A 23,005-nucleotide genomic window follows, 5' to 3' on the forward strand; every position below is an offset into this window, starting at 1 on the left:
CTTGGTATATCTAACTCAATTTCTCCAAAACGAGTGCTTACAGTCTTTTTCGTAGTACCATTTCTACGATTATCTGTATTTTTGTTCTTTTTATCTCCTTTTACATATCCTAATTCTACCTCTAATTCTGCCTCTAACATCTCTTGTAGTGCATCTTTAAACATTTCTTTAAGATATGTGTGGAGATCATTTACTGTTTTTAAATCTCCATCTACTATCATATTTCTTAAAACTTCCTTTGGTAAAGTTGCCATAAAAAATTCTCCTTTCTAGTTTTGGTCTTATTTAGATTCTTGCCAGAAAAGAGAATTTTATTTCCTAAAAGCACAAATTATTTTACACTACCCTTTAAAATGTCCAAGACTTTGAACAAATCCCATGCTAAGACCTACTATAAATATTCCTATTATGATGAGCATTACAGGCAAAATCATTACATAAGGTTTTAATTTGTTTTCCAATTTCATTCACTCTCTCCAGGTACAGATTCCATCCATATTTTTTCTATTATAGGTACTAAATCTGCAGGAACTTCAGGTAACCTCTTTTCTAGAAGCTCATCCTGTGGAAGAGTTGCTATTCCAAGTTTCACATTATCAAACATTGCCTTTTCTTCTTCGCTTAATTTATTATTGTCAAGTACAGGTAAGTCTCCCCATGTTTCCGGCACATATTTTGAAACTTGAGCTTCAACACTTAATATAAAATCTATGGCTACTAGGGCTCCAGATTTATTTGGTGCATTATATGGTATTGCTAAAAAATGAGTATTTCCTATGGTTCCCTTATCAAATAAAAATGTTCTTGTACTTTCTGGAAACTCACCTGTTCCAATTTTCCCAGAAGCTTTATTTGGATTATATGACATAGTCATATAAACTTCATTATCTGCATACATATTATCAAGCAATCCAGCTTCTGCAGGGTAGGTCTTCCCTTCCTTCCATAAATAAGGCTTTAATTCAACAAAATAATCTATAGCTGGTTGAATGGCCTCTTTTATTACTTCCTCATCTGCTTCCATATCCATAAACTGCTCATATCCTACAATATCATATATTATATTTCTTACAAAAGCACTACCAGTAAAGTCTGGAGGTGCTGGATACGTAAATTTCCCTGGATTATTCTTGCAAAATTCCATTAATTCCTTATGATTTCTAGGTACCTTATCCACTTTTGCACTATTATATATCATTACAAATTGAGCTTTGCCAAAAGGAGCTTCATATCCTTCTACAGGATATCCAAAATCATAATTAACTTCAACAGATTCTGTATCGACATATTTATGAAAGTTTGGAAGCTTGTCAGTAAAAGGCCCAAACAATAAGTCGTTTTGTTTAGCAGTAAAGAAATTTTCACCATTTATCCAAACAACATCCATATTTCCGCTTTCCACATTAGCCTGCTTCTCATTTAATAAATTGTTCAAAATATCATCTATATTCATTCCTACCCTATTTAAAGTTATGTCATATCTTTCCTTAAGCTCACTAGCCACATATGTATCAATCCAATTGTTAGTCTTCTGATCTCCACCATAGCCATATATGGTTACAGTAGTTCCTCTTGCTTCTTCCAATATAGTATCCCAATCCTTTTCAGAAAGATTGTATTCTACAGTACTTTCCTCTTTACAACCAGTTAATCCAAATACGAGTATCATAATCATAAAAATTGCAATGGATTTTTTTTTCATATTCACTCCTCCATCATCTTTTAATTTCTGTATAAATTTAATGGGGTATTCCAATATAATAAGCTAAAATCTCCTTCTGCATCCATTAATATACCTAAACTTCATAGATTTATCAATAAAATTATTGTGATTTATAGCCATTGGCAGCTTTAAGAAACTACCAAATAGCTAATTTATTGGGTTTGCTTTAATATTCAATTTATCTATATTAAAGCAAATAAAATAAATTAATTTAATATTATGCTTAGGTGATTTGTCCATTTATCCTTATTTATGATAATATATTAAAAAAACAAAGGAGAGGGAAATGAAAAAGATTATATTTGACTGCGACAATACAATGGGGTTATATGGTAAGGATGTAGATGATGGACTTGCTCTACTTTATCTTCTTGGAAGAAAAGATGTGAACCTTATTGGAGTTACCACTACATTTGGTAACAGCACAATAGAAGATGTACATAACAATACAGTAGAAATGTTTAATGAATTAGATATAAAGCATATTCCACTTAAAAAAGGTGCTCCCAATACAAACAACCGACAAAGTGAAGCAGCAGAATTCCTTGTAGAAATGGTAAATAGATTTCCTCAGAATGTAACAATTCTAGCTACAGGCTCACTAACCAATCTATATGGTGCATATGAAATTGATATGAATTTCTTCAAAAAAGTCAAGGAAATTGTATTAATGGGAGGAATAACTAAACCATTAGTAATACAAGGAAAAATTATGAATGAGCTTAATTTTTCCTCAGACCCTCTAGCTACATATACAATTTTAAGCTCTAGTAGTAAGGTAACCATATTGACTGGACACATATGCTTACAAGCTACTTTTGGAGAAGAAGAATTTACTCGTTTAATCAAAGAAAACTATATTAAAAGTTATAAATATATTAGGAATAAATCCTATGAATGGTACAAATATTTTACCGATTCCTATAATACAAAGGAATTTTACAACTGGGATATTGTAGCAGCAGTATATACAACTAACCCTGAATTATTTATAGATAGTATTGAGAATGTAATATCCACTGAAGATGATTTAAAAACAGGTTTTCTTAAAATAGATAACAATGCAAAAAAAGGTTATAAAGTAAATATACCAACTACTATAAAAGACAAAGTTAAATTTAATGAACTTGTCTTTGAAGCATGGAAAATGGACAAGGGGAACATATAACAGAGTGGTAATTTATCCACCTTGAATCCTTAAAGCTAAATTCTTTAATAACAAAAATGCTTAGGAGCTTACTTCTGCAAAGAAATTAGTTCCTAAGCATCTTAATTATCATATGCCTACATTTTTAAACCCTTTCCCCTTTACTTCCACTACATCATTTACAGTAAAGAAAGCCATGGGGTCTATTTCTTCTACAATTTCCTTTAATTTAGCAGTTTCTCTAGAAGTTACTATACAATATATTACCTTTTTATTTTCATGGGTATATCCTCCCATTCCTTCAAGAAAAGTAACACCTCTATGAAGCCTATTAAGAATTGCCTCAGCTACTAAGTCTGCCTTTTCAGAAACTATAATTACATTTTTCTTAACATTAAATCCTATTTGTACCTTATCAACTACAGCATAACCAATATACATGGCTATTAATGTATACATTGCAGATTTGTATCCAAATAAAAAGGAGGACAGTGATACTATTACCGTATTTGCTGCCATTAGGCCAGAACCTATATTCACATTGTATTTCTTCTTCAAAATAGCTGCTATTATATCGAAACCTCCTTGGGAAGCCCTGTTTCTAAACATTAAACCCATTCCAATTCCATTAAATACTCCTCCAAATACTGAAGCAAGAATTATATCATCAACTATAAAATGGGATCCTAATCCCCTTGTTATTGTCAGTATGGAAGAATATATTAACATCGATATAAAAGCAAAAAATGCAAACTCTCTGTCTATTAATCTAGAACCTATCAAGAAAATAGGAATATTCAAAAAGAACACAGATATACCTGTTGGTATTCCCGTTAAATACTGGATTATAATTGCTAATCCCCCAACACCACCGCTTAAAAGCCTATTAGGTATAAAGAATACATTAAAGGCGATGGAGCAGAATAAATTGCCTATTATGATAATAATTATTTTTTTAATAATTTCTTTAGTATTTAATCTTTTAGATAATTCAGATGCCATCATAATCCCCTTTATGTAAATATTTTTATATTCCTATAATAACACTTTTTATTACCCATTTAAATCCCAATTTAGGCGAACTAATTATTTATCTCTGTCCACCAAGCAGATAAGGTAAATATAAAATGGTGCTTCTGAACTATCTATGCTTAATTCATTAACCACTACATTGTGCATGTTAACTCATTTATTTTGTTTATATATATTCTTCTTATAATTAAAAAGTATATACCTTGGAATATAAAGTACCCTACCATTACAATTAATCCATTACTAATTAATAGTTCATCTAATAAATTTGCCAAGGACTTAAGGGCAAATAAGGAATGTAGAGTACTTACTACAAAAGGCAAGAAGAATATAACTGCTATTTGCTTTGTTATCATACTATTCATTTCCTTTTTAGTAATTCCTATTTTCTTAAGTATTCCATATTCAAGACCATCCTGTTTAATTTCATTAAATAATTTAAAGTAGATTATACTCCCAGTAGCAAGGAAAAACAAAAATGCAATGAAAAATCCTAGAAACAGAGTAAATCCATATAAGCTTCTCATTTCTCTATAGGGCATAACTTTAGAATAATAGTCCCCTTGATATGCCTCACCTAGCATATCCTGAACTTCTAATGAGGCTTTATATGACCTTTTCCATCTATCAACATTTATCCCATTAAAAATTATTAAATCCTCATCTGTAGCCATATTAGATAATCTGTTGAAATCTTCATCATTTAATATTAAAGGATCATAACTGTCCATAATCAATGTGGTTGCAGAACCATAAACTTCTCCCTTTACTCTTAATTCCATTCTTTCATCATTAAAGATCACTATAGCAGCTTCATATGGAAATACCCTTTCTTCTATGCCTTCATAGGTATAAGGCCAAGGATGTGGATAATTGTAGATCATTTCTCCTTTATTTACTTTTACCTCTTCCCTTCCTTCAAAGCTGGCCAACCTATTATAGTCGGAATTGGATATGACTACGGTAGCTCCCCCATTTACTTCCCCATCCTTAATAGTTTCATTGATAACCTTTATTAGCTTTACTTTATGAAATCCTTCTACTTTTAATCCATTGTTTTTTAATATGTCAATAGCTTTATTTATGCTTTCTTCATCATATAGATTCTCTCCTTTTTGAACTATAGCAATATCCTGAGGTACATTATCTAAACCCATTTTATTTGGTACTACCGTGAAAAAAGAATATATGGTTTCAGTTGCAGTAAAGGTTATAGCTCCCAATATAGCTGCCAAAAACAATACCTTGGCAGTATCTTTCAATTTAAATATCATTTGAGAAAAAGCTACCATATTAGCCTTCTTATAAAACAGCTCTGGGTTCTTTGTCAATTTATTTGCTAGGGCTATACTGAATTGAGTGAATATGAAGTATGTTCCCAAGACAACTATTGATACTACTGGTATCATAGCAAGTATCACAAAGGCCCCATCTACAAACCAAGCTGTTACATATCCTATAAGTAAAAGGATAACTCCAAAAGCTGATTTTTTGTTTGAAAACTTTGGTATTTCCTTTGGTATCTTAGATGATTTGAGCTGCTCTACTATCTCCTTGTTCCTTATTCTAACTAAGGCTAACAGGTTAACTACTTCAAACAGTATAAAGAAGACCACAACTGTAATAAGTAGGGCCATTAAAGAGATGTTAAAGGGCAGCCTTATCCCCATAAAAGCTTCCATTGCCATGAAAAAAAGCTTTGAAAATAAAATCCCTATTAATACTCCACTTATTATGGATAGTATTGTAATTATGGTGCTTTCTGCCATTATATATTTTCTTATTTGCTTATTTGTCATTCCGAACAAGGATAAAAGTCCAAATTCCTTTCCTCTGGATTTAATAAACATACTAGTTGCATAGCCAATAAACAGAACTGTAAATATGATTATTATAATTAGGCATATAAAGATACCATTCATTGCTCCAACATGGACCACTCCACTAGGAGCTAATGGGCCACTTTCAAGCCTTGGATGAAATAAGAAGTTTATAAATATGAAGGATACAGCAATAGTAAATACATTACTTAAATAGTACATTATATATCTATATGCATTGCCCTTTAAGTTCCTAATGGCCAAATCATATAGTCTCATTATATCCACCCCCAATTAAAGAAAGGGAATCCAGTATTTCCTTGAAAAATACTTGTCTTGATGAATTCTTTACTATCTCCAAGAAAAATCTCCCATCCTTAATCATTATGATTCTATTACAAAAACTTGCTGCAAAAGCATCATGAGTAACCATTACAATTGTAGCTCCCCTTTTATTATTTATGGTTTCCAAAGCCTCCATTAAATCCATAGATGCTTTTGAATCTAAGTTGCCTGTAGGCTCATCTGCAAGTATTATGGATGGATCATTTATTAAAGCTCTGGCACAAGCTACTCTCTGTTGTTGCCCTCCAGAAATTTCATAGGTTCTTTTTTCTAATATATCCTCTATATTAAGTATTTTAGCCACGTCTTTTACCCTTTTATCAATTTCCTTCTGCACCTTTCCTTCCAAAACCAAAGGGAGTATTATATTTTCCTTTGCTGAAAGGGTATCCAGAAGGTTAAAATCCTGAAATATAAATCCCAGATTTCTCCTTCTAAATAAGGCTAATTTATCCTTATCCAGCTTATGGGGATTCTTACCATTTATAAATACTTGACCAGATGAAGGTGAATCTATTGTGGCAAGGATATTTAAAAGTGTAGTTTTGCCACTACCTGAAGGTCCCATGACTCCTACAAATTCTCCTTCATGGACAGCAATGGAAAAATCGTCTAATGCCTTTACAACTATTCCTTTTCCTTTAGAACCATATATTTTAGATAATCCTATAGTTTCTAATACGTTCATTTTCCACCCTCCTAATGTTTACTCTTAAACATTATAAAAAAACAAGAGAAATCCTACCATCGATTTCTCTTTCAAAACAGAAACACTAGCTTACAATTTTGTCATATATACTTCTTGTGTCATAAAATATAATTTTCACTATGGTTCCCACATCTTCCTCTGATCTTAATTCCACTCCATGACCCAGTTTGTTGCATATTTCTTTTACTAAATAAAGTCCCATTCCCGTTGATTCATAATATTTCCTTCCATTATCTCCTGTGAAAAAGGCATTGAACACCCTGGCCAAGTCCTTTTTGGGTATACCTACTCCGTTGTCCTCTATGGAAAGAACAGTCCTTTCCTCTTCTTTAGAAAGACTAACATGTATATATTTTTTTTCTACATCCCTCACTTTGGTATACTTTATGGAATTGGATATTATTTGACTAATTATGAACTTTAGCCATTTTTTATCGCTTTTAACATATATATCCCCTTCTGATTTCAAATTTGGATAAATTGAATTAACTATAAAAGCATTTTTATTTTCATTGACAACCTCTCTCACAATATCAACTAGATCAATCTTTTCCACCTTAAAGTCCATTTCAAAATCGTTTATTCTTAAAGAATATAACTCCATTTCAAGACCATGGGACAGCTTTTCAAGCTCTTCTTCTATGCTTTCATAGCTCCTCCTTGTGTTTTCATCTATAATCTTTTCCTTTTCTTTTTCTAAAAGAAGCTTAATTACGGATATTGGGGTCTTTAGCTGATGGATCCACCTGCTCTTTAGATTAAGGCTCTCCTTATATCTTTTCCTATATTTATCCAAGGTATTTTCATAATACATGTGATTTTTAGTAAGCAGCTCTTTAAATACTTTATGTTCCCTATTAGCTCTATCAGGTAGATTGAATATATAGTTAAATTCGCCCCCCTCAAGCCCTCTGTTTATTACTATATACACTTCTTTTTTCCTTAAATAATCTATTGAGAAAAAAATTAAGAGCATAGCAATGGAGATTATTATAGAATATAATATAGTTCCTATATTAAGAACCTTGTTATTATTTATAGAATCTAGGCTCATAATAATTATTACTAAAATAATACTTATAAAATAGAACAATATATATAAGAGCCTATCAATTATATAATCAGTAAATCTCATAACATCACCTATTCCAAGTTTTAACCATACAATATCCCTGACCTCTTTTAGTCTGTATTGACTCATATATTCCTATATCTTCTAATCTCTTTCTAAGCCTTGCAATATTTACAGATAAAGTATTATCATCTACAAAATCCTTATCATCCCAAAGCTCTTCCAACAGTTCTTCTCTGGAAACGATATTATCTAAGTTTTTAAGGAGTATATATATTAGTGCAAATTCTTTTTTGCTAAGCTCTACCTTCTGATGATTCCACTGAATTATATTTTGTCTAGGAAAAAGGTACAGACCATCCACCTCCAAGACATCACGCGAGAAGGTTTCGGCATATTCTCCATAGACTCTTCTCATGACTCCTTTTATTTTGGCCATTAATAAATCGAATGAAAAGGGTTTGACTATATAATCATCTCCACCATTTTCTATGGCCATGACCTGGTCCATATCTGAAAATCTTCCTGATATGAACATTATTGGAACTTTAGAGATACTCCTTATCTCCCTGCACCAAAAAAATCCATCATAGTTCGGAAGATTTATGTCCATCAATACTAGGTGTGGTTCTGCCTTAATAAATTCTCCCTTTATATTGGAATAATCATTTACTATTGATACGTCATAATTATACCTTACAAGTCCATCCTTTATTAAATTTCTAAGCTTCTCATCATCTTCAATAATTAACACCTTATACATACTATCACTCCAAAAGGCTCTATTCATTTTTGTTAGTTTTATTATAACAGATTTATAAAGTAAATAAGCTAGTAAGTTTCGGAGACATACATAAGTACAATAAAGGGTATCTTCTCCAGAAGCCATGACAGGATACCCTTTATTGAGTAAATGGCATAATTTACCTTGTCAGTTAATGAATTTCACCGCCAATTTCCTTTATATCTTCATCGTATTTAATGGCAGTTTCTATAGCAATGGTTAATCCTTTCACTATAAGGTCTAAAGACATGCTGGGACTACCCTTTTTGTCTATTACTTGCTCTGGTATAAATGGTATATGTATAAATCCTCCCTTCATATTTGGATATTTCTTATGGATATTATATAAAAGGCCATACATTAGGTGGTTACACACATATGTCCCTGCTGTATTTGATATTTCCGCTGGAATATTTCTTTTATTCATTTCCTTAACCATAGCTTTAATAGGGAGTTTAGCAAAATAAGCTGTATCCCCCTCCTCAAATATTACCTCATCAATAGGTTGATTCCCTTCATTGTCTGGAATCCTACCATCGCTAATATTTATTGCTACCCTTTCTATACTTATCCTACTCCTTCCACCTGCTTGACCCACACATATAGCAATATCTGGTTTTTCCTCATCCAGAGCTTTCTCAAGCCTTCTAATGGACTTATAGAAGACAGTTGGTATTTCTACTTTCACTATATCTGCTCCTGCTATCTTGTCATTTAGCCTTTTGACAGCCTCAATAGAAGGATTTATTTTTTCTCCCCCAAAGGGATCAAAACCTGTAACTAAAACCTTCACAATAAAACCTCCCCTGTTTTGGACTTAGAAAACCAAAACCAATTTCATAATTATATATTATATTATATTTTTTGCATTTAAAAAACCAGAGGCAAAGCTCTCTGGTTTAATTATCTACACTATATACTATATTACCATTTATAATTGTGTATCTTACCCTTGCATCAGTATCTAAAGCAGGCATGCCTTCAAAAATAACTAAATCTGCATCTTTGCCCTTTTCAATAGAGCCAACTCGGTCATCAACTCCAATTATTTTAGCTGGATTTATTGTGAGCATGTTTATTACCCTTTCAATATCACCACCAAACCTTACTACTTCTCCAGCTTGAACTATAATAAGGTCAGGATTACATATAGGTCCATCTGTCATTATTGCACATGGAACTCCCCTTTTATCCAGTTCTATTAAACTATATATATCAATTTTTCCGCATTCACCTGGAAGCAATAATACCCCTACGGGACCATATATTACTCCCTTTAAATTCTTGGCTTCTGCAATATCATCATAGAAATCACTAGCTCCCCAGGCATGATCTAAAGTAAATTCTATGTCAAATTCTTCCGCTATCCGAATTGTTGTAAGCATATCGAACTGTTCACAGTGGACCTTTAAAGGGATTTCCTTTTTAAGGACTTTACATACATGTTCCAGTCCTACATCAAAAGCAGCCTCTCCCTTTTCCTTTTTTTTCATATATTCCCGTCCTTTGATTAAGGTATCCCTCAGAACACTTGCAATTCCCATACGTGTCATAGGCAGTTGATTTCTCTTGCCATAAACCCCTTTAGGATTTCCGCCCAATGCTGCTTTTAAAGCTATAGGATTTTTAATACACATTTCTTTTATATTTTTACCATGAGATTTTACAGCACACACAAGTCCACCTATAACATTACCACTTCCTGGGGCAATAGCAGAAGTAGTAATCCCTGCCTTTATAACCCGTTGAAACATTGGCGATTTAGTATCTATTGAATAGATAGCCTCAACTTCAGGAGTGATATTTTTAGTCATCTCATTTAAGTCCTGGTCCGTCATATCCATACCAAAGCCTCCAATATGGCTATGAGCATCTACTATACCAGGTATGACAACAAGTCCACTACAATCTATTACTTCAGCTTGCTCACAACTTAAAGACTCTCCAACATCTGTAATTTTCCCATTTTCTATAAGTATGTCTCCCTTTTCATAAACTATACCAGCCGAAGTATATATTCTTGCATTCTTTATGACCAACATGTATTATACCTCCTAGAATGAAGGATATTTTGTCCATTTATAAATGAAGCTTCAACTTTAGCAGAATAAGTCTTAATAGGATTATCTGACCAGATGACAATGTCAGCATCTTTCCCTATCTCAATAGAGCCTATTCTATCATCTACACCAAGTATTTTAGCTGGAATGGAAGTGATCATCCTTAAAACATCTTCTGCATCTAAGCCATTTTTATAACACAATATTGCATTCCATAGCAAGGATTCCTTACCTGATGCCACATTGTCTCCACAGGAACTAATGGCTATATCAACCCCTCTTTCCATTAGCCTTTTTATACCTTCAAAATCCACTTGAGTGTTTACATAGGACATATGCCCTGTTAGGTCTCCCAAAATGACACTAAATTTATCATCTAATATATAGCCAGTATGTTCATCTACTCCAAAGGCACCAGTAAATACTATATCTACTGATAGATCCTTTAAGGCCAATTCTATAGCATCCATTTCAGATTTAGTATTGCAGTTTATCATTAAAGGTACCTTTCTATTTATAATCAACTGTAAGGCATGGTTTTTTGAATCGTATTCCTTGTGATTTTCTTTGTAGTTCATAGCTTTAATTATGGCCTCCCTAAGCAAGGAAACAGCTCCCATTTTAGTCATTGGACAAGTATTTCTTTTACCATAGATGGCCTTTGTTTTTGATGATATAGAGGCTACCTGCCCTACCTTGTCCTTTACAAGCATCCTATATGGATGCTCTCCATAGGTTTTAAACACTGCCATATATCCTCCAAGTACATTTGAAGTGGAAGGTGCTAGACCTGCACTAGTTATCCCATATTCAAATACCCTTTGAAAACACATGTTATCCTGATCAAAGGAATAAACTACATCCATCTGTGGAGTAACAGGGTCTGATAGCTCACTTAAATCATCATCTCCCCAGCCAGGCCCCTTAGCTCCCCATACATTTAAGGAATCTATAAAGCCTGGAAAAATCACCTTGCCTTTGGCATTGTAAACTTCCACATTTTCAGAAACCTCTATAGAGTTTCCTATATCTTCAATAAGGTTATTATTAATCAATATATCAGTATTTTCAAGTATCCTTCCTTTTCCATCATGAACTGTTCCACCTTTTATTAAAAGCATTAGCCTTCCCCCTAGATTCTCTTTAAATATTCTGCCATCAATAATCCGCATTCAAGTTGAATACTTATTAATTTTTTAATAGGCACTACCTCATAATCAATGTTTTCTTCAAGATACTCACTTAACTCCTTTAACTTGGTTAAAGCCTGATCATACGCTTTCTGCAAGACCCTTTTCTTTTCTGGATTATCTTCCTTGTTCTTTTCCATTTTTTCCAATTCTATTTCATTTGCCCTTACCAATAAGCCTAAAGAAAGCATTTTATAGAACTTTGTAACGAGTAGGTTGTCAAATTTTTCAGCAACAGTAGCAGGCCTATTATAATCAGGATTTTCATTGATCATCTTTCTGGTAGCTTCATTGTCCTCTTCATTTCTAGTAAAAGCTTCTAGGGCTAATTTAAATGGATTCTTTTCTTCCATATATTTCGTAACATCTTTTAAAGTAGACTTAATGAATCCATCCATTTCCTCAGAAAATTTTAAGCTTTCCAACACTGCTTCTTTTCTCGTTATATCTGAAATAGATAGATCATTTATTCTTTTATCATAAAAATATGGTAGTTCTGTGAGTAGTGTAAAAGCATTACAAACTTCTTCTGCATAATCTGCACTACAAGTTCCACACTTTATATGTTCTTCAGGCTTTTCAACTCCATATTTCTCTAGATAATCATAATGTTGTTTTATTCCCAAACTCTTATATATAGCAGGGGCAAAAGCCTCACAGTATGGAGCTTCTGGCTCTCCAAGGTTAAGAGGTATCCCTTGTTTTTTTGCTGCGTTTCTCATATCCTCATATATTTCAGATGTATCCCTAGTCAAATACCAGTAAACCCCTCCAAAACCTGCATTATGAAGGGAATAGATAAATTTAGGTCTTATTTCATCTATTAACTTCATCATAGCCTTGGTTTCTGGTATAGTATCGTGGAAGTGTAGATTCTTATAATCTATTGGGAAAGTCCAGTCAACCTGCTGATGGCCTGCTGGCCTAAAGAAATTTCTTGCATAATTATATAAGGTAAAAGGACCTTTAAACCATTTCTCATTTAATCTTGTTCCATCAGCATCCCAGCATTTTACAATATACCAAGTATAGTCTAATTCTTCCCGAAGCTCTTTATTTTCAGCTAGCTCTCTTGAAAAGTATTCCAAAAGCATTGCCCCTATAGGTTCATTTGGATGGGGACACCCAAACATTAGAGCATTATCTGAACCATTCCCAATCTTTAAACAATACAATGGATGATTATCTCTTGTCCTTCCTATCTCTAATAACTCCACTACATCAGGATATTCTTTAGCTAATTTTTTGCTGCTTTCATCCATTTCATCTACAGTTAAAAATACTTTATAATCTGGAATTCTGTTTACTACATCTTCAAATAATTTGTTCATCATATACCCCCCAAATAGAAGCTAATTGCATATTATTGCATAATAATATGCAATTAGCTTTTTTGTTATTCTACAAAGTCTGTAAATGTATATTCTGACCAGCCCCATTTTCCAGTACCGTCTATTGGTAAGTTTATAACTTTTACATTATTCGCATCATATGCACAATAAGCTACTATTGGAATATAAGGTAGTTCTTCTGCAAGAATTGCTTGGGCTTCCTTATATAGTTTAGCCCTTTCTTCTTGGTCGCCTGTTGCCACAGCCTTTAAGCATAGTTCGTCAAATTTAGCATTGCTATAGTTTCCATAATTACTACCCTGTCCTGTACCTAAGCGCTTATACAAGGCTGCTGGATCTGGTCCCATAAATCCACCTTGCAGTTCTAGCATGAAATCTCTCTGGTTTGCTACCTTTTCACTCCAAGCATTGAACTCATGAACTTGAACTATCAATTCAATACCTGCTTCAGCTAATGTTGCTGCCATAAGCTTTGCTGCATCAGGATAGTTTCCGTCCTCAAATACATCAATTGTAATTCCTCTTACATAGTAGCCTTCGCTATCCTGTGTATATCCAGCTTCTTCTAGTATTCTTCTTGCCTCTTCAATATTGAATTTAGGAGCTGTATCTTCACTATTTGTTACCCATTCAATTAGTGAAGGATACATGTTGTATTCAGGTTTTTGTATTCCCTTGAATACTTTTTCAGATATTTCTTCCCTATTTATAGCTGTAGCTATAGCTCTTCTTAAGTTTACATCTTTTATTACTTCATCATCCATATTAAATATGATTCTCATTGGGGATGGATATTCGTTTAATACCATCCTTATATTATCGTTAGCCAACAATTCATCCACATTTGCTGCAGGTACACTGTCTAACACGTCTATTTCACCGTTAATAAGTGCTTGTACAGCAGTAGCATCATCAGGAATAATTGAGAATATTATCTTATCAAGTTTTGGTGCTCCCTCGTGGTAGTCTGGATTAGCTTCCAATGTTATATACTCTCCCTGTTTATGTTCTACAAACTTAAATGGTCCTGAGCCAATTGGTTCCTTTGAAGCTGGATTATCTTCCCAAGCTTGTCCATTGTTAAATATATGTTCTGGTAATATGAAACAAGCATACCATCCTATATCTGCAATAAAAGAAACGTCTGGCTGTTTTAATTTGAATACTACAGTGTAATCATCTGGTGCCTCAATGGAATCAACAATTTGTAATCTGCTTGATAAGAAATATGATGGAGTGTCCTTTATTGTATCAAAAGTATATTTTACGTCTTCACTAGTTACCTTTTCTCCATCATGCCAACAGGCATCATCCCTTAAGTGGAAAGTAATGGTCAAACCATCGTCACTTACTTCCCAATCAGTAGCTAAGTCTGGTATTACTTGCTTACTCGCATCTAGCTTTACAAGCCTATTGAATATGTTTTGCACGATAGTATAAGCGTAATCGTCTGCTGTGACGTCTGGATTAAAGGACATTGGATCTCCAAAGGTCCTTACAATTAATGTTTTTTCTACCTTACCATTTCCTCCACCATCCCCACCTGATGTCTCATTGGTTTTGCCACCACATCCTACACTAATAAATGCTATCAAGGTCAAAATTGCAATTGCTAAAATCAATTTTCTTTTCATATTTTACCCCCTTATCAATTTAAAATAATTTATCACAAGCTACCTTGTGACCATCCCCAAGGTCATAAGTAGCTGGATAGGCCTTAAAACACTCATCACTTGCCTTAAAACATCTAGGTGCAAAATAGCAGCCTGGTCCTGGATTTATGGGTGTAGGAGGCTCTCCTTCTACCCTTATCTTATCCACAACCTCATCAGGATCTATGGATCCACAGTTGGAGATCAAGGCCTGAGTATAAGGATGTTTTGGATTGTTTATGACCTCATCTGCTTCTCCATATTCTACTACCCTACCTAAATACATAACTGCCACCTTATCGGAAATATATCTAGTAAGGGAAATATCATGGCTTATGAATATAACTGCAGCATCCCTTTCCTTGCTTAATCTCAATAGCATATTGATTATCTCAGCTCTTACAGATACATCCAACATGGACACAGGCTCATCTGCAATTACAAACTTAGGCTCCATCAACATGGCCCTAAGTATGGATATTCTCTGCAACTGCCCTCCTGAAAGTTCATGTGGATACCTTCTGGCAATTTCCTCTGCTGGATGAAGACCTCCTGCTTCCAAAGCATCTAATATTATTTTTCTTCTTTCTTCCATGTTCTTCCCAATAGAGTGGATATTCAAAGGCCTTGTTAGTATTTTTTCAATTGTATCCCTTGGAGTAAAGGAATCGTACGGATTTTGAAATACTATCTGAACTAACCTTCTAAAAGCCTTAGGGTCTTTTTTTATAAGACTGCTGGTAGATTCCCCTTCTATGTATATATCACCACCAGTTGGTTCCTCTAGTCTTGCAAGTATCCGTCCCAGAGTAGACTTGCCACATCCTGATTCCCCTATTACTCCCAATATCTCGCCTTTCTCCATCATAAAGGAAACCCCATCCACTGCTTTAACATGCTGCTTTTCTTTAGAAGTCAATGTAATTCCTTTCTTTGCTGGGTACCACATAGAAACATTATCTATAGTTATAAAGGCATCATTCTTCATCTGTCTCACCTCCATATAGGTGACATCTTACCACAGTCCCATTATCCATCTTAACTTCGGCTGGTTTTTTCTTACATATATCCATTACCTTGCTACATCTTGGAGCGAATATACACCCTTCATATCTCTTTGATAAGTCTGGTAAAAAGCCTTCTATGCTCTTTAGTTTTTCTTTCTTCCCCTTTAGGGATGGAAAAGATGCTATGAGCCCTTCCGTATAAGGGTGTAGGGGGTTCTTTAACACTTCCTTAACATAACCCATTTCCATCATCTCTCCCGCATACATAACTGCAACCTTATTACAGGAGGTAGCAACTACTGACATGTCATGGGTTATCATTATTCTAGTCATGTCCATCTCTTTTTCCATTTTTACAACCTCATCAAGTATCTGCCCTTGGGTTACTACATCTAAGGCTGTAGTAGCCTCATCCATAATTAAAAGTTTTGGATTGTTCAAAAGACTTATGGCTATGGAAACCCTCTGAAGCATGCCTCCAGACAGTTCATGAGGATATAAGTTGTAGACCCTATCTGATAGGTTGACAAGCTTTAATAAATATGTAAACCTATCCCTTATTTCCTCTTTAGCTGCCTTTGGATTATGTACCCTATATATATCTTCAACCTGAGTCCTAATTCTATGTACGGGGGAGAGGGAGTTCATTGATTTTTGGAATACAACGCTAATCTCTTTCCATCTAATTTCCTTTAATTCTTCTTCAGATAAATTAACCAAATCCCTCCCTAGAAAGTTAGCAGTTCCTGATATCTCAGTACTTTTTTTAGACAAAAGCCTCAATAGGGCCATTGCTAAAGTTGATTTACCTGAACCAGATTCCCCTACTAAACCTAAGGAATCTCCCTTATCTATATTAAAATTTACATTCTTTACTGCGTATACTCTTTTATGCTTGTTCACATAGGTAACATTGAAGTCCTTTACTTCTAAGATCATTATATTACACCTCTTTACCTTTAGAATGTTTAGGGTTCATCACATGGTTCAATCCATCTCCTAGTAGATAGAATATGGTTACTGTAATTACAATGGCAATCCCTGCAAAAGTTGCTATCCACCAAGCGGAAGTAAGAAATGATTTTCCATCATATATCATCTGACCCCAGCTCACTATATTGGGATCTCCAAGGCCTAAAAAGCTTAACCCAGCTTCAGTGAGTATTGCATTTGACATTCCCACCGTAGTATTTGCAATAACTGGAAACACTCCATTTGGAATTATGTATTTAAATAAAATCTGCAACTTTGATTCACCCATAGCAGAAGCTGCTTTTACAAAGGTTCTTTCTCTTAAGGATAAGGCCTGAGCTCTCATCAATTTAGCATTGCCAGGCCAAGTAGTAATTCCAATTACAATCATCACGTTATATATGCTGTTCCCAAATAGGGCAATTATCAACAATATTAAAAAGAATGTAGGAAGCATCATAAATACATTTATTAGTTCAGAAATAACCCTGTCCACATTTCCACCAAAGAAACCTGCAACCCCGCCAATTAATATTCCCAATAAGCCGGATATAAAAGCTGATATTATGGCAACCTGCAGAGATGTTCTAGTTCCATAAATTATCATGCTGAATATATCTTGCCCCAATTTATTAGTGCCAAGTATATGTCCATTCATACCTGGTTTATTTAAAACATCGGGTCCAAAATAATAGGGGTTTTCAGGAGCAATAACTGGTGCAAAGGCCGCAACTGCAAGTAAAAAAACAAGACCAATAATTCCAAATAAAAGCTGTTTATCATTTACTATTGTCTTTATCATATTTCATCCTCCCTAGTATCTAATCCTTGGGTCTAGTATTGCATATACTATATCTACCACAATCATCATCAAGGCAATTGAAATAGACATTATGAGGTACATCCCCATTAGGGTTGGGTAATCCCTCTGAGTAATTGCAGTCAATACTAACCTTCCAGTTCCTGGCCATGCAAATACCGTTTCTATAAGGGATACACCTGTTATCAAATAAGCTAAGGATATACCAAAGATAGTTACAGTAGGTAAGATCGCATTTCTAAATATGTACTTCCTAAAGATCTTCTTCTCATCCATTCCAGTTGCCCTAAGTGTAAGTATAAAATCCTCATTTGTAACTTGCAGTATTGATGATTTTGCAATTCTATAATAAATTGGAATTTCAATTAAAACCAAAGTGGTAACAGGGAGTATCATATGCTTTATAACATCCAATACATAAGCTATGCCTGTATATGAAGCCCTTGGGTCAGTCATTCCATAGGTTGGAAGTATATTTAGCATGGATGAAAATATGATAATGAGCATTAATCCCAGCCAAAAACTTGGCATGGCATTTAATATGTATGAAAAGCCGGAGAACAAAACATCTATAAATGTCCCCTCCATTCTCCCAGCCATAATTCCCATAGCAGTACCGATAACTAAGGACAGTATGGCAGAAGTCAGCACTAGTAAGATTGTAGCAGGAAGTTTTTCAACTATCATATCTGTTACAGGCCTATTATATATAATTGATGTTCCTAAATCTCCTGTCATAGCAGTTTTGAGATAGCTAAAAAATTGCATATGAAGTGGTTTGTTAAGTCCATACTTTTCCTCTAAAGCGGCTCTTAAAACGGGATCATCGCTTTCCTTACCCATTAAAGTTTTTATTGGATCGCCCGGTGCCAAATTGATTATTATAAAGTTAATCACAAATGCAACAATAATAGTTAATAGTCCAGTTAACAATCTCTTCCCTAAATACTTTTTCATTTAGACTCCTCCCAATTTTATATAAGTGGAAAATGATACGTTATATGAACGCGTTCATGTTGGTAAATTATCTTATATAATAATACATTACTTGACACATGTCAACATATTTTTTGAAAGTTTTATTTAATCTATATATTCTGTATAAAGAAATTCTTTACCCTTTTACTTTTACATTTCTTTTGTTATAATTAATTTGGTAAAAACTACATTGAGGAGGAAAACATGCCTAAAAAAACCTTTTTCAACCTATCTGTAGAAAAACGAAATAAAATAATAGATGCGGCTTATGACCTCTTTATTGAAAACGATTACAAAGATGTCAGTATTCGAAATATTACAAACAAAGCAGGAATTTCAATAGGTAGTTTCTATCAATATTTTTATGATAAAGATGATTTATATTTGTACATCATGACCGAAATAGAAAAGAAAATATATGCTAGACATAAAGAAAGAACAGAACAATACTTAACAGATCCAGAGATTATTCCCATTGAAGAAGTATGTAGCCCTAAGGAAATTGCACTCAACCGAACATGGTATGATGCTCCTGTAGAGGTTAAAATGAAATTTTATTTTGGAGAATATAGCAAGGAAATGAATAGCATTGTATGGGATGAACTTGTAGAATTAGAAAAGCAAGGCAAATTAGTTGAAGATTTGGATTTAGAGCTAATATTCCATCTATATGTAACCACTATGTTCAATATTTTAATGTATTTCGATGAAAAAAACATAACCGATGAAGAAGAAAGAATTAGAATCAAGAGGAAGTACTATACAGATTGGTTCATTAACGGTATTTTGAAAAAAAGATGAAAATCCCAAACTAAACAATAATGCATAAAGGAGAAATGTTTATGGCTAAATATATAAGCACATCCTGTACTTTGGACTGCTGGGATTCCTGTTCCATAATAGCTAAAGTCAAAAACAACAAAATAATATCCATAAGTGGTGATGAAAGAAATCATGCTACTAGAAACTTCCTTTGTAAAAAGGGAATGATGCATATTAAGATGTTAGAACATCCTGATAGGATAAGAAAACCTATGATAAAAGAAGGCAATAGTTGGAAAGAAATTAGTTGGGATAAAGCTTTAGACATTATATCATACAAACTAGATGAGCTTAGAAGCAAATATCCTACTACAGCTTTGCTTCACTGGTATCACGCTGGAAATATTGGACTTTTAAAGAATATAGATAGCAGATTTTTTAATGCTTATGGAGGAGTAACTGTGCCTGTTGGTAGCTTATGTGCAGGTGCAGGAAATGAAGCCCAGAGATATGACTTTGGGAAAGCATTAAGTCATGATATTTCTGATGTTACTAATTCTAATACCATAATCATCTGGGGTAGAAATCCTATAAATACAGGAATACATCTAGTTCTCTTTTTAAAAGAAGCCAGAAAGAAAGGAGCATATATAATATTAATTGACCCTATAGAAACAGAAACAAAAAAACTTGCTGATTTCTATATATCACCTAATCCTGGAACAGATGGAACTTTGGCTTTAACAATTGCCAATCTATTAATTGAGGAAGGGTTAGTGGATAATAGCTTCATAAACAAACACACTTTAGGATTTGATGAATTTAAAAAATATGTTGCTGATTTTACCCTTGAAAGAGGATCAGAAATTACTGGTATAAAAAGAGAGGACATACTGTTTGTAGCGAGAAAATATGGAACTAATAAACCTTCTTCAATAATATTGGGTTTTGGAGTTCAAAGATATACAAATGGTGGTTATACCATAAGGGCTATCGATGCCTTAGGTGCTATAACTGGAAATATTGGAATTAAAGGCGGAGGAGTAAATTACAACAATAATAGAATGGATGAATACATTGATTTCGATTATCTTCAAGGACAATACTTAAGGAAATATAGTAGAAAAGTTCCAAGACCAGAAATAGCAGATTTCATACTAACTGAAAAAAATCCTGAAATAAAAATGCTTTTCATAAGCAGAGCAAATCCCATAACCCAATGTATGGATACTCAGAAAATGATAAAGGCTTTTGAAAAAGTAGATTTTAAAGTTACTATAGATATGTTTAAAACAGATACAGCCAATCTTTCAGATATCATACTGCCATGCAGACATTTTTTAGAAGATGTGGATTTAGTCTGTCCTCCTGCAAGCCATAGTTACCTAAATCTATGCAATCAAGTAGTTGAACCCGAACCATGGATACCATCAGAGCTTTGGATTTACAATGAACTGGTCAAAAGGCTAGGTCTTAAAGACTTCCCTATAAGAGATCATTTTTGGTGGCTTGAAAGGGTACTAATGCCCTTAACTAAGAAAACTGGCATTTCAATAGAGGATTTAAAAAATGGTCCCATATTAGTTCCAGGTGGCGAAAAAATTCCTTGGGAAGATCGTGTATTCAAAACCCCTAGTGGAAAATATGAGTTCTATTCAAGCATTGCAAAAGAGGAAGGTTTTGAACCTTTACCAGTATATAAACCTATTAGCATCAAACCCGATAACAAATACCCCTTCTATCTTTTAACACCTCACTCTAAAGATTCTCTCCATTCACAGCATTTTGTAATGGTTGATGACGAGATACCTACAGCTTATATAAATAAAGAAATAGGCTTAAACTTAAATCTATCAGATGGAGATTTAGCAGAAGTTTACACAGAAGTTGGAAGCCTTCAGTGTAAAATAGGGCTAAAAGAAAACCTTAGAGAAGATGTAGTTATCATATATGAAGGTTGGTGGGTTCAAAAAAGAGGAGGAGTAAATAATCTAATTCCTGAAAAATATTCTGAAATAGGAAAACATGCAGCTTATTATGAATGCCTATGTAATATAAGGCCTATAAAGGTTTCCCATTAAGAGAAGTCTTTATAGGCCTCTTATCTGTGCTCGTCTATAGCAAAACCACTATTTAGAACTAAACTCACCATCCCAAACTATATCCTTATACCTATCTGGATCTGTATCCCCTTCTGTGCTTATTACAAGTACAACGGATTCTTCATCTAATTTTAGCTTTTTCCTTATTTCCTTATATTCATCCCTTTCCATCAATAGGCTTACCACACCAATGCCAACTCCACCACCTGATTCACCTGATATGATTCGCGGGTCTCCTTTCAACGGTGAAGCCAATATTCTCATACCCCTCGCTGTTACATAGTCTGGGAATGATAAAAAGCAATCTGCATAATCCATTAATATATCATAACTTATAATATTTGGGGCACCACAAGCCAATCCTGCCATAATGGTAGGCATATCTCCTTCTACTATTTCCCTTTTACCACTTAAGGAAGATAGATAATGGCAGTTTGCAGCGTCAGCCTCCATGATAATCGTTATAGGCCTATCTTCTCCAAATCTGTTAATCAAGTATCCGAGTATTGCACCAGGAAAAGATCCTACTCCAGCCTGTAAAAATACATGAGTTGGTTTATCTATCCCGTATTCAGTTAACTGCTCCAATGCTTCGTATATTATGGTTCCATAGCCTTGCATAATCCAAGTCGGTATCTCTTCATACCCTTCCCAAGCAGTATCTTGAATTACTACCCAGCCATTTTTCTCAGCCATCTCTTCTGAAAGCTTTACAGCATCTTCATAATTCCCATCTATAATAGATGCATCTGCTCCCTCTTTTTTTATATTATTCAATCTAGTTAATGATGAACCCCTCGGCATATAGACAACCGATTTTTGTCCCAATCGATTGGCGGCCCATGCAACTCCCCTACCATGATTGCCATCTGTGGCAGTAACAAAGGTAATTTCACCTATCTTATCTTTTACTTCCTCAGAACTTAAATACTCAAAGGATACCTCTGAAATATCCATGCCTAATCTACTAGCCAAATATTTACCAATTGCATAAGTGCTTCCTAAGACTTTAAAGGCATTTAATCCAAATCTATAGGACTCATCTTTTACGAATATATTTTTTAGTCCAAAATGTTTTGCTAAAGCATCTAATTTATGTAATGGTGTCACTGAATACTCACTAAACCCTTTATGAAAATCATTTACTTTTTTTACTATTTCATGTGAAATAAAACCTATATTTGCTTTTGGTTTATCGATTTTTGAATCAACTATATGTGCTTTTACTAGCTTATCATTTATAGTCATATTTTCCCTCCTTCTCAAATGAAACGTACATACAATGGAAATGGTTATTTGCCCATAGTTTACTTATATTATATCTTGTTTTCATGTAATAATCTTCTATATTATATTATATTTAAATATTTGATCGTTTGAAATAATTACTCTCAATATACATGGGTATATAATTATTAAAGTTCTTATAAAAAAGCAGATGAATATGAAACTTGGAACAAAAATTTAGCAGCTATAGA

General features: G+C 33.8%; 21 protein-coding genes. 3 read left to right on the forward strand and 18 right to left on the reverse strand.

What is annotated here, in order from left to right:
* The 3 genes from BLV68_RS00005 to BLV68_RS00010 form a co-directional block, all read right to left on the reverse strand.
* A partial coding sequence (locus BLV68_RS00005) for a transposase (protein ID WP_200773569.1) occupies positions 1-254 on the reverse strand: 254 nt, incomplete at its 3' end.
* Positions 255-341: 87 nt separating this feature from the next.
* Positions 342-467, reverse strand: coding sequence for a hypothetical protein (locus BLV68_RS16060; RefSeq protein ID WP_268807600.1), 126 nt, complete (start codon positions 465-467; stop codon positions 342-344).
* Complete coding sequence (locus tag BLV68_RS00010) at positions 464-1,702, reverse strand: ABC transporter substrate-binding protein (protein WP_093749609.1); 1,239 nt, start codon at positions 1,700-1,702, stop codon at positions 464-466. The genes BLV68_RS16060 and BLV68_RS00010 overlap by 4 nt, the downstream gene beginning before the upstream one ends.
* A gap of 307 nt (positions 1,703-2,009) precedes the next feature.
* Between BLV68_RS00010 and BLV68_RS00015 the strand changes: the two genes are divergently transcribed.
* Entirely contained in the window at positions 2,010-2,891 is an 882-nt protein-coding gene (locus BLV68_RS00015) for a nucleoside hydrolase (RefSeq protein WP_093749611.1), read from the forward strand.
* A gap of 108 nt (positions 2,892-2,999) precedes the next feature.
* Here the strand turns inward: BLV68_RS00015 and BLV68_RS00020 are convergent, their stop codons facing one another.
* The 14 genes from BLV68_RS00020 to BLV68_RS00085 all read right to left on the reverse strand — a co-directional run bounded on the left by BLV68_RS00020 (position 3,000) and on the right by BLV68_RS00085 (position 18,642).
* Positions 3,000-3,872, reverse strand: a complete 873-nt coding sequence (locus tag BLV68_RS00020) for a YitT family protein (protein ID WP_234949790.1) — start codon at positions 3,870-3,872, stop codon at positions 3,000-3,002.
* Between the two features lie 164 nt (positions 3,873-4,036).
* Positions 4,037-6,001 carry an ABC transporter permease gene (locus BLV68_RS00025; protein WP_093749615.1) on the reverse strand — a complete coding sequence of 655 codons (1,965 nt, stop codon included), beginning with the start codon at positions 5,999-6,001 and terminating at the stop codon, positions 4,037-4,039.
* Positions 5,988-6,755, reverse strand: a complete 768-nt coding sequence (locus BLV68_RS00030) for an ABC transporter ATP-binding protein (RefSeq protein ID WP_093749617.1) — start codon at positions 6,753-6,755, stop codon at positions 5,988-5,990. The genes BLV68_RS00025 and BLV68_RS00030 overlap by 14 nt, the downstream gene beginning before the upstream one ends.
* 85 nt (positions 6,756-6,840) lie before the next feature.
* Positions 6,841-7,911 carry a sensor histidine kinase gene (locus BLV68_RS00035; protein ID WP_093749619.1) on the reverse strand — a complete coding sequence of 357 codons (1,071 nt, stop codon included), beginning with the start codon at positions 7,909-7,911 and terminating at the stop codon, positions 6,841-6,843.
* A 4-nt stretch (positions 7,912-7,915) separates the two neighbouring features.
* Complete coding sequence (locus BLV68_RS00040) at positions 7,916-8,611, reverse strand: response regulator transcription factor (RefSeq protein WP_093750375.1); 696 nt, start codon at positions 8,609-8,611, stop codon at positions 7,916-7,918.
* 172 nt (positions 8,612-8,783) lie between these two features.
* The gene (gene pcp / locus BLV68_RS00045) at positions 8,784-9,425 is read right to left on the reverse strand and encodes a pyroglutamyl-peptidase I (RefSeq protein WP_093749621.1); all 642 of its coding nucleotides are present in this window, start codon (positions 9,423-9,425) and stop codon (positions 8,784-8,786) included.
* 106 nt (positions 9,426-9,531) lie between these two features.
* The gene (locus BLV68_RS00050; RefSeq protein WP_093749623.1) at positions 9,532-10,674 is read right to left on the reverse strand and encodes an amidohydrolase family protein; all 1,143 of its coding nucleotides are present in this window, start codon (positions 10,672-10,674) and stop codon (positions 9,532-9,534) included.
* Positions 10,662-11,813 carry an amidohydrolase family protein gene (locus BLV68_RS00055; RefSeq protein ID WP_159428559.1) on the reverse strand — a complete coding sequence of 384 codons (1,152 nt, stop codon included), beginning with the start codon at positions 11,811-11,813 and terminating at the stop codon, positions 10,662-10,664. The genes BLV68_RS00050 and BLV68_RS00055 overlap by 13 nt, the downstream gene beginning before the upstream one ends.
* 11 nt (positions 11,814-11,824) lie before the next feature.
* Positions 11,825-13,213, reverse strand: coding sequence for a M14 family zinc carboxypeptidase (locus tag BLV68_RS00060; protein WP_093749627.1), 1,389 nt, complete (start codon positions 13,211-13,213; stop codon positions 11,825-11,827).
* Positions 13,214-13,278: 65 nt separating this feature from the next.
* On the reverse strand, positions 13,279-14,868 hold the full coding sequence (locus BLV68_RS00065) for an ABC transporter substrate-binding protein (RefSeq protein WP_093749629.1): 1,590 nt from the start codon (positions 14,866-14,868) through the stop codon (positions 13,279-13,281).
* A gap of 19 nt (positions 14,869-14,887) precedes the next feature.
* Positions 14,888-15,874 carry an ABC transporter ATP-binding protein gene (locus tag BLV68_RS00070; protein ID WP_093749631.1) on the reverse strand — a complete coding sequence of 329 codons (987 nt, stop codon included), beginning with the start codon at positions 15,872-15,874 and terminating at the stop codon, positions 14,888-14,890.
* On the reverse strand, positions 15,864-16,832 hold the full coding sequence (locus tag BLV68_RS00075; protein ID WP_093749633.1) for an ABC transporter ATP-binding protein: 969 nt from the start codon (positions 16,830-16,832) through the stop codon (positions 15,864-15,866). The genes BLV68_RS00070 and BLV68_RS00075 overlap by 11 nt, the downstream gene beginning before the upstream one ends.
* Before the next feature lie 4 nt (positions 16,833-16,836).
* On the reverse strand, positions 16,837-17,667 hold the full coding sequence (locus tag BLV68_RS00080) for an ABC transporter permease (protein ID WP_093749635.1): 831 nt from the start codon (positions 17,665-17,667) through the stop codon (positions 16,837-16,839).
* Between the two features lie 12 nt (positions 17,668-17,679).
* On the reverse strand, positions 17,680-18,642 hold the full coding sequence (locus tag BLV68_RS00085) for an ABC transporter permease (RefSeq protein WP_093749637.1): 963 nt from the start codon (positions 18,640-18,642) through the stop codon (positions 17,680-17,682).
* Between the two features lie 225 nt (positions 18,643-18,867).
* Between BLV68_RS00085 and BLV68_RS00090 the strand changes: the two genes are divergently transcribed.
* Positions 18,868-19,464 carry a TetR/AcrR family transcriptional regulator gene (locus BLV68_RS00090; RefSeq protein WP_093749639.1) on the forward strand — a complete coding sequence of 199 codons (597 nt, stop codon included), beginning with the start codon at positions 18,868-18,870 and terminating at the stop codon, positions 19,462-19,464.
* Between the two features lie 41 nt (positions 19,465-19,505).
* Entirely contained in the window at positions 19,506-21,506 is a 2,001-nt protein-coding gene (locus tag BLV68_RS00095) for a molybdopterin-containing oxidoreductase family protein (RefSeq protein ID WP_159428560.1), read from the forward strand.
* Positions 21,507-21,554: 48 nt separating this feature from the next.
* Here BLV68_RS00095 and dpaL read toward each other — a convergent pair whose 3' ends face one another.
* Positions 21,555-22,775, reverse strand: coding sequence for a diaminopropionate ammonia-lyase (dpaL, locus tag BLV68_RS00100; protein ID WP_093749643.1), 1,221 nt, complete (start codon positions 22,773-22,775; stop codon positions 21,555-21,557).
* Positions 22,776-23,005 lie beyond the last annotated feature (230 nt).

The sequence above is a fragment of the Tepidimicrobium xylanilyticum genome (assembly GCF_900106765.1).
In the GTDB taxonomy this organism is placed as follows: Bacteria; Bacillota; Clostridia; order Tissierellales; family Tepidimicrobiaceae; genus Tepidimicrobium; species Tepidimicrobium xylanilyticum.

Coding starts and splice junctions, on each gene's coding strand:
- BLV68_RS16060 (WP_268807600.1), bottom strand. CDS start 467: ATGAAATTGGAAAACAAATTAAAACCTTATGTAATGATTTTGCCTGTA.
- BLV68_RS00010 (WP_093749609.1), bottom strand. CDS start 1,702: ATGAAAAAAAAATCCATTGCAATTTTTATGATTATGATACTCGTATTT.
- BLV68_RS00015 (WP_093749611.1), top strand. CDS start 2,010: ATGAAAAAGATTATATTTGACTGCGACAATACAATGGGGTTATATGGT.
- BLV68_RS00020 (WP_234949790.1), bottom strand. CDS start 3,872: ATGGCATCTGAATTATCTAAAAGATTAAATACTAAAGAAATTATTAAA.
- BLV68_RS00025 (WP_093749615.1), bottom strand. CDS start 6,001: ATGAGACTATATGATTTGGCCATTAGGAACTTAAAGGGCAATGCATAT.
- BLV68_RS00030 (WP_093749617.1), bottom strand. CDS start 6,755: ATGAACGTATTAGAAACTATAGGATTATCTAAAATATATGGTTCTAAA.
- BLV68_RS00035 (WP_093749619.1), bottom strand. CDS start 7,911: ATGAGATTTACTGATTATATAATTGATAGGCTCTTATATATATTGTTC.
- BLV68_RS00040 (WP_093750375.1), bottom strand. CDS start 8,611: ATGTATAAGGTGTTAATTATTGAAGATGATGAGAAGCTTAGAAATTTA.
- BLV68_RS00050 (WP_093749623.1), bottom strand. CDS start 10,674: ATGTTGGTCATAAAGAATGCAAGAATATATACTTCGGCTGGTATAGTT.
- BLV68_RS00055 (WP_159428559.1), bottom strand. CDS start 11,813: ATGCTTTTAATAAAAGGTGGAACAGTTCATGATGGAAAAGGAAGGATA.
- BLV68_RS00060 (WP_093749627.1), bottom strand. CDS start 13,213: ATGAACAAATTATTTGAAGATGTAGTAAACAGAATTCCAGATTATAAA.
- BLV68_RS00065 (WP_093749629.1), bottom strand. CDS start 14,868: ATGAAAAGAAAATTGATTTTAGCAATTGCAATTTTGACCTTGATAGCA.
- BLV68_RS00070 (WP_093749631.1), bottom strand. CDS start 15,874: ATGAAGAATGATGCCTTTATAACTATAGATAATGTTTCTATGTGGTAC.
- BLV68_RS00075 (WP_093749633.1), bottom strand. CDS start 16,832: ATGATCTTAGAAGTAAAGGACTTCAATGTTACCTATGTGAACAAGCAT.
- BLV68_RS00080 (WP_093749635.1), bottom strand. CDS start 17,667: ATGATAAAGACAATAGTAAATGATAAACAGCTTTTATTTGGAATTATT.
- BLV68_RS00085 (WP_093749637.1), bottom strand. CDS start 18,642: ATGAAAAAGTATTTAGGGAAGAGATTGTTAACTGGACTATTAACTATT.
- BLV68_RS00090 (WP_093749639.1), top strand. CDS start 18,868: ATGCCTAAAAAAACCTTTTTCAACCTATCTGTAGAAAAACGAAATAAA.
- BLV68_RS00095 (WP_159428560.1), top strand. CDS start 19,506: ATGGCTAAATATATAAGCACATCCTGTACTTTGGACTGCTGGGATTCC.
- dpaL (WP_093749643.1), bottom strand. CDS start 22,775: ATGACTATAAATGATAAGCTAGTAAAAGCACATATAGTTGATTCAAAA.